The organism is Streptomyces alkaliterrae (genome assembly GCF_007097205.2).
Classification (GTDB): domain Bacteria; phylum Actinomycetota; class Actinomycetes; order Streptomycetales; family Streptomycetaceae; genus Streptomyces; species Streptomyces alkaliterrae.
Genome location: NZ_VJYK02000294.1, coordinates 1 through 6,896, shown reverse-complemented (window position 1 = coordinate 6,896; position 6,896 = coordinate 1). Strand labels below are relative to the sequence as shown.

Genomic DNA, 6,896 nt, shown 5'->3' with positions numbered 1-6,896 from the left:
GGAATAGAGGGTGGGGGAGAGGTGTTGGCGGAAATAGTTGAAGAATCAATTAACTGAGAGGTGAGCACGGTGCAGTTCGGCATCTTCACCGTCGGTGACGTCACGACCGACCCGACCAACGGCCGCACCCCGAGCGAACACGAGCGGATCAAGGCCATGGTGGCCATCGCGCTCAAGGCCGAGGAGGTCGGACTCGACGTCTTCGCCACCGGCGAGCACCACAACCCGCCGTTCGTGCCCTCGTCGCCGACCACCATGCTCGGCTACGTCGCCGCCCGCACCGAGCGGCTGATCCTCTCGACCTCCACCACCCTCATCACCACCAACGACCCCGTGAAGATCGCCGAGGACTTCGCGATGCTGCAGCACCTGGCCGACGGCCGGGTCGACGTGATGATGGGACGCGGCAACACCGGGCCCGTCTACCCCTGGTTCGGTCAGGACATCCGCCAGGGCATCCCGCTCGCCATCGAGAACTACGCCCTGCTGCACCGGCTGTGGCGGGAGGACGTCGTCGACTGGGAGGGCCGCTTCCGCACACCCCTCCAGGGCTTCACCGCCACCCCCAGGCCGCTCGACGGGCTGCCCCCGTTCGTCTGGCACGGCTCCATCCGCAGCCCCGAGATCGCCGAACAGGCCGCGTACTACGGCGACGGCTTCTTCGCCAACAACATCTTCTGGCCCAAGGAGCACTTCCAGCGCCTCATCGAGCTCTACCGCAGGCGGTACGCCGAGTACGGGCACGGCACGCCCGAGCAGGCGGTCGTCGGCCTCGGCGGCCAGGTCTTCATGCGGCGCAACTCCCAGGACGCCGTACGGGAGTTCCGGCCCTACTTCGACAACGCGCCGGTGTACGGGCACGGGCCCTCGCTGGAGGAGTTCACCGAGCAGACGCCGCTCACCGTCGGCAGCCCGCAGGAGGTCGTCGAGAAGACCCTCACCTTCCGCGAGTCCTTCGGCGACTACCAGCGGCAGCTCTTCCTGATGGACCACGCCGGACTGCCGCTGAAGACCGTGCTGGAGCAGCTCGACATGCTCGGCGAGGAGGTCGTGCCGGTGCTGCGCGAGGAGTTCGCGAAGGGACGCCCCGCGCACGTACCCGACGGGCCCACGCACGCCGCGCGTCTCGCCGCCCGCGAGTCCGCCGCCGCAACCGACCCGGCCGCCACCACCGCCTGACCCGACCGTGAAGGACGATCCCATGGGCAGCCCCCGCCCCCACCCGCCGCGCGAGGCGGAACGCCGCGCCACCCTCGCCGTCGTCACGGCAGGCCTCGGCGAGCCGTCCACCAGCCGGCTGCTCGCCGACCGGCTCGCCTACGCCGCCCGCGACCAGCTCGCCGCCCGCGGCCGGCCCGCCGACGTACACGTCGTCGAACTGCGGGAGTTGGCCGGCGCCATCGCCGACCACATGGTCACCGGCTTCCCGCCGGCCCGGCTGCGCGACGCGCTGGCGGAGGTCGCCACCGTCGACGCGCTCATCGCGGTCACCCCCGTCTTCGCCGCCTCCTACAGCGGACTCTTCAAGTCCTTCTTCGACCTGCTGGAGCCGGACGCCCTGCGCGGCACGCCGGTCCTCATGGCGGCGACCGGCGGCACCGCCCGGCACTCCCTGGCGCTGGAACACGCCGTCCGCCCGCTGTTCGGCTACCTCCGCGCGCCGACCGTGCCGACCGCCGTGTTCGCCGCGCCGGAGGACTGGGGCGGCGGCGACCGCCACACCGGCGAACTCGCCGCGCGCGTCGAGCGGGCCGCCGGCGAGCTCGCCGACATGGCGGCCGGCACGCGAGGCAGGGCGGCCGCGGCGCCGCCCGCCACGGGCACCGAAGCCCCGCTGGACGTCGTCCCGTTCGCCGAGCAGCTCGCCGCCCTCAGCGTACGGAACTGACGGCCCTCGCCGGAGTTGTCCACAGGCAGCGTGGTCGGCACGACGGTTGTCGGCGAGGGCGACTAGCCTGCCGGACATGCTGCTTCCCACGACCGAACGCGCCCTGCTCCACCGCGTCGCGACGGCGCAGAGCGAGGGGCGCACGCCCACCCTCACCGCCGCCGTCGTCCGCGAGGGCGAGCTTGTCTGGACCGGCTCCCGCCACGCGGAGACGGGCCCGGAGCCCACGCCCGACACCCAGTACCGCATCGGCTCCATCACCAAACCCCTCGTCGCCGTGCAGGTCATGCGGCTGCGCGACGAGGGGCTGATCGACCTCGCCGACCCACTCGGCAAGCACCTCCGCGGCACCCAGGCCGGCGCCGCCACCATCGGCCAACTTCTCTCCCACACCTCCGGCCTGGCCGCCGAACCGCGCGGCCCCTGGTGGGAGCGCACCCCCGGCGAGCTGCGCCCCGACCTGGCCGACCTCGTCGAGGGGCAGCCGCTGCGGCTGCCCGCCGGCCGCCGCCACCACTACTCCAACACCGCGTACGCCCTGCTCGGCGCGCTTGTCGCGGAGGTGCGCGGCAGCTCCTGGGACGTGGTGCTGCGCGGCGAGGTCCTGGAACCGCTCGGCATGCACCGCACGACGCTCAGCCCCGAGGCCCCGTACGCCGCCGGCTGGGCCGTCCACCCCTGGGCCGACGTCCTCCAGGAGGAACCCCTCACGGAGACCGGCACCATGGCACCCGCCGGCCAACTCTGGTCCACCGCCGCCGACCTGGCCCGCCTCACGGCCTTCCTCGGCGGAGAGGGGATCGGCGTCGGCCATGTGCTCTCCGCCGAGACACTGGAGGAGATGCGGCGGCCGCTCGCGCCCCAGGCCTTCGAGGACTGGAACCTCGCCTGGGGCCTGGGGGTCAGCCTGCTCCGCACCTCCGACGGGCGGGTGCTCGTCGGCCACGGCGGCTCCATGCCCGGCTTCGTCGCCGCCGTCCTGTCCTCGCCGACGGACCGACTCGGCGCCGTCGTCCTCGCCAACGTGACCTCCGGGCCGCCGGTCAGCGGGGTGGCCGCCGACCTGATCCGGATCGTCACCGAGCACGAGCCGGCCCTGCCCCGGCCCTGGCGCCCAGTGACCGAACCCGCCGATCCGGAGCTGCTGGCCCTCACCGGGACCTGGTACTGGGGCGCCGCGCCGCACACCCTGCGGCTGGCCGCCGACCGCACCCTGCTCCTCGGCCCGCTCGGCGGCGCCGGCCGGGGCTCCCGCTTCCGCCCCGAGGCCGACGGCACCTGGACGGGCCTGGACGGCTACTACGCCGGCGAGACGCTGCGGCTGGCGCGGCGGGCCGACGGCGGCGTCTCCCACCTGGACGTCGCCACGTTCGTCCTCACCCGCGAACCGTACGAGGAAGGAGCCCCGATCCCCGGCGGCACCCGCCCCTGGCGCCACACCACCGCCTGAGTGGGCCCGGGCGGCCCCGGTCCGGTGGCGGCGTCCTCGTCCCTCGTTACGATCGAGGGACGAGGAGGACCGCCCATGTCCACCGTCGCAGTGCACACCGTCAAGCTCAGCGAAGGCCTGTCGCTGCCGTACGCCGAGGCCGGATATCCCGGCGGCGTCCCCGTTGTCCTCGTGCACAGCTACGCGGACACCTGGTGGACGTTCGAGCCGATGCTGCGCCGCTTCCCCTCGGCCCTGCACGGCTACGCCCCGAGCCAGCGCGGGCACGGCGACGCGGACCGCCCGCCCGGGGGCGGCTACGCCCCGCACGACCTCGCGGAGGACCTGGTCCTCTTCCTCGACCGGCTGGGCCTGGACCGGGTGGTGCTCGTGGGCGGCTCCAGCGGCTGCGTGCAGGCGGGGATCGTCGCCGGCCGCTACCCCGACCGGATCGCCGGCCTCGTCCTGCTGGGCAGCCCCGCGAGCCTCGCCGACAAGCCGTTCGCCGAGGAGTTCCGAGAGGCCGCCGCACGGCTGACCGACCCCGTCGACCGCGCCTACGCCGAACGCTTCCTCGCGGGTGTACCGGTGGAGAAGGTCGGCCGCGGCTTCATCGAGACGGTGCTCAGCGAGAGCCTGAAGACCCCGGCGGAGGTCTGGCGGGAGGCGATGCTCGGCCTGCTGGACACCGACGTGGACGCCGCGCTGGCCGGCATCCTCGTACCCACCCTGCTGATCTGGGGCGACCGGGACGCCTTTGTGCCACGCGCCGACCAGGAGCGGATCCTCTCCCGCGTCTTCGGCTCCCGCCTGCTCGTCTACGAGGGCGTCGGCCACGTCCCCTACTGGGAGGCGCCCGACCGCGTCCTGCGGGACCTCACCGCCTTCGCCGCCTCGCGCCCCGTCGTCCGCGCCTTCGAGCGGGACTGAACCCGCTCGACTCCTTGTAGCAACGCACAAAGAGTCGAAGCGAGCCCGCCGAGGTCTTCATGCCTTCCACTCCTAGCTGTGTCCACCCGGTCGGCTGTGTACTCCTCGTACAGGTGGCACCCACACCCGGATCATCGACGAACTCGGCGCCCCACACCCCGGTCGCACCGGAGCACATCCGCGGCGTCGCGCCGCGCTGAACCAGTCCCCCAGCGTCTCCGAAAGAAGTGACCGTGACAACGCAGACCCAGGAAACCAGTGCCCAGGAGCTGGAGCTCGCCTGGATGAACGAGGCGATCAGGCTCGCCACCGACAGCGTGGCGAACGGCGGAGGCCCCTTCGGCGCGCTGATCGCCAAGGACGGCGAGATCGTCGCGCTCGGCAACAACCAGGTCACCGCTTCGCTCGACCCCACGGCACACGCCGAGGTGAGCGCGATACGCGTGGCCTGCAAGGAGCTGGACACCTTCTCGCTCGAGGGCTGCGTCCTGGTCACCTCGTGCGAGCCCTGCCCGATGTGCCTCTCCTCGGCGCTGTGGGCGCGGGTCGACCGCATCCTGTTCTCCGCCGACCGCGACGACGCCGCGGTGGCCGGCTTCGACGACCGCAAGTTCTACGACCTGTTCGAGAAGCGGCCCGCGTCGATGTGGCCGGCCAAGGTCGAGCAGCTGGACCTGCCGAACCGCACGGCGCCCTTCGACGCCTGGCTCGCCAAGTCCGACCGCGTCGACTACTGAGCACAACACGCCGACGCACTGTGCGGCGGCGGAAGGACCCCGGGTCCTGCCGCCGCCGCGTGGCGCTAACCGGTCGAGTGTGGTCAGCCTCGTACGTGAACCGCGGTGCCCCGACTACCGTGACGGTATGAGTGATCACTTCGACCTTGTTGTACTGGGAGCCGGGCCCGGCGGGTACACCGCGGCGGTGCGGGCGTCCCAACTGGGCCTCCGAGTGGCCGTGGTGGAGGAGAAGTACTGGGGCGGCGTGTGCCTGAACGTCGGGTGCATCCCGTCGAAGGCGCTGCTGCGGAACGCCGAACTGGCGCACCTCTTCCGTGAGGAGCAGCAGACGTTCGGCATCCAGGTCGAAGGCCGGATCGGGTTCGACTACGGCGCGGCTTTCCAGCGCAGCCGGAAGGTCGCCGACGGCCGGGTGCGCGGCATCCACTACCTGATGAAGAAGAACAAGATCACCGAGTACGACGGCCGCGGGACCTTCACCGACGACCGCACCCTCAGCGTGCGGCTGGCGGACGGCCGCACCGAGACGGTGACCTTCGACCACTGCGTCATCGCCGTCGGCGCCACCACGAAGCTGCTGCCGGGCACCTCGCTGTCGCAGCGCGTCGTCACGTACGAGGAGCAGATCCTCTCCGACACGCTGCCCGAGTCGATCGTGATCGCGGGCGCCGGTGCGATCGGCGTCGAGTTCGCGTACGTGCTGCGCAACTACGGCGTCGACGTGACCATCGTCGAGTTCCTGGACCGGATGGTGCCCACGGAGGACCCGGACGTCTCGAAGGAACTGGCCCGCCACTACAAGAAGCTCGGCGTCAAGGTGCTCACCTCAACCCGCGTCGACGCCATCGACGACTCCGGCCCGAAGGTGAAGGTCACGGTCACCGGCGAGGACGGCGGCCGGCAGGTGCTGGAGACGGACAAGGTGCTGCAGGCCATCGGTTTCCAGCCACGTGTCGAGGGCTACGGCCTCGACGCCACGGGCGTGAAGCTCACCGACCGCGGCGCCATCGAGGTGGACGGCCGGGGCCGCACCAACGTCCCGCACATCTACGCCATCGGCGACGTCACGGCGAAGTTGATGCTGGCACACGCGGCGGAGGCGATGGCCGTGATCGCCGCCGAGACCATCGCGGGGGCCGAGACGATGGAAGTCGACTTCGCGATGATCCCGCGGGCCACCTACTGCCAGCCGCAGATCGCGTCCTTCGGCCACACCGAGGCCCAGGCGAGGGAACTGGGCTTCGACGTCCAGGTGGTGAAGTTCCCGTTCTCCGCCAACGGCAAGGCGCACGGGCTGGGCGACGCGATCGGCTTCGTCAAGGTCATCAGCGACGCGAAGTACGGCGAACTGCTCGGCGCGCACCTGATCGGGCCCGAGGTCACCGAACTGCTGCCCCAGCTCACGCTGGCCCAGCAGTGGGACCTGACGGTCCACGAGGTCGGGCGCAACGTCCACGCCCACCCGACACTGGGCGAGGCGGTCAAGGAGGCCGTCCACGGCCTGGCGGGCCACATGATCAACATGTGACCGCGCCGCAGGCGTCAGCGGCGCTGCCGGGTGGTGCACTGCCAGACGATGGTGGTGCCACCACCCGCGTTCGCGCGCGCGGAAGCCTCCGCCGCCTGCTGGGTGGCGCCCGAGCCGCCCCAGTACCGGTTGATGGAGCGGTTGTAGACGACGGCGCCGCAGCCGTTGCTGAAGGAGGTCAGGACCTTGCAGTTGGGTCCCGAACAGCGGCTGAGCGCCCCCCGCTCGGCGGCCGCGCGGGTCCTGTAGTCCCAGGCCCTGCCCCAGCTCCCGTCGTTCGCGACGGCGATGGCGCCGTAGTAGACCGGCGGCGGCGTGTACCTGGGCGGGTCGGGCGCGCGGTAGGTCGGCCGGGTGTAGGTGGGCCGGGGCGTGTAGGTG

At 72.0% G+C, this 6,896-nt stretch carries 7 protein-coding genes; 6 read left to right on the top strand and 1 reads right to left on the bottom strand.

Annotation, left to right across the window (positions count from 1 at the left end):
- Nucleotides 1-69: 69 nt before the first annotated feature.
- From FNX44_RS21760 to lpdA, 6 genes are all read left to right on the top strand, one after another.
- Complete coding sequence (locus tag FNX44_RS21760; RefSeq protein WP_143650405.1) at nt 70-1,179, top strand: LLM class flavin-dependent oxidoreductase; 1,110 nt, start codon at nt 70-72, stop codon at nt 1,177-1,179.
- Between the two features lie 22 nt (nt 1,180-1,201).
- Nucleotides 1,202-1,888, top strand: coding sequence for an FMN reductase (locus FNX44_RS21755; protein ID WP_143650403.1), 687 nt, complete (start codon nt 1,202-1,204; stop codon nt 1,886-1,888).
- A 76-nt stretch (nt 1,889-1,964) separates the two neighbouring features.
- Nucleotides 1,965-3,338, top strand: a complete 1,374-nt coding sequence (locus tag FNX44_RS21750) for a serine hydrolase domain-containing protein (protein WP_143650401.1) — start codon at nt 1,965-1,967, stop codon at nt 3,336-3,338.
- 75 nt (nt 3,339-3,413) lie between these two features.
- A complete protein-coding gene (locus tag FNX44_RS21745) occupies nt 3,414-4,247 on the top strand; it encodes an alpha/beta fold hydrolase (protein WP_143650399.1) in 834 nt (277 codons plus the stop codon).
- A 233-nt stretch (nt 4,248-4,480) separates the two neighbouring features.
- Nucleotides 4,481-4,984, top strand: coding sequence for a nucleoside deaminase (locus FNX44_RS21740; protein ID WP_143650397.1), 504 nt, complete (start codon nt 4,481-4,483; stop codon nt 4,982-4,984).
- 127 nt (nt 4,985-5,111) lie between these two features.
- The gene (gene lpdA, locus FNX44_RS21735; RefSeq protein WP_143650395.1) at nt 5,112-6,515 is read left to right on the top strand and encodes a dihydrolipoyl dehydrogenase; all 1,404 of its coding nucleotides are present in this window, start codon (nt 5,112-5,114) and stop codon (nt 6,513-6,515) included.
- Nucleotides 6,516-6,529: 14 nt separating this feature from the next.
- Here the strand turns inward: lpdA and FNX44_RS21730 are convergent.
- Nucleotides 6,530-6,896: DUF4189 domain-containing protein (locus FNX44_RS21730; RefSeq protein WP_143650393.1), on the bottom strand; the 367-nt coding region annotated here is incomplete at its 5' end.

Bases quoted from the DNA above. Each gene is read 5' to 3' on its own strand.
- FNX44_RS21755 (WP_143650403.1), top strand. From the start codon at position 1,202: ATGGGCAGCCCCCGCCCCCACCCGCCGCGCGAGGCGGAACGCCGCGCC.
- FNX44_RS21750 (WP_143650401.1), top strand. From the start codon at position 1,965: ATGCTGCTTCCCACGACCGAACGCGCCCTGCTCCACCGCGTCGCGACG.
- FNX44_RS21745 (WP_143650399.1), top strand. From the start codon at position 3,414: ATGTCCACCGTCGCAGTGCACACCGTCAAGCTCAGCGAAGGCCTGTCG.
- lpdA (WP_143650395.1), top strand. From the start codon at position 5,112: ATGAGTGATCACTTCGACCTTGTTGTACTGGGAGCCGGGCCCGGCGGG.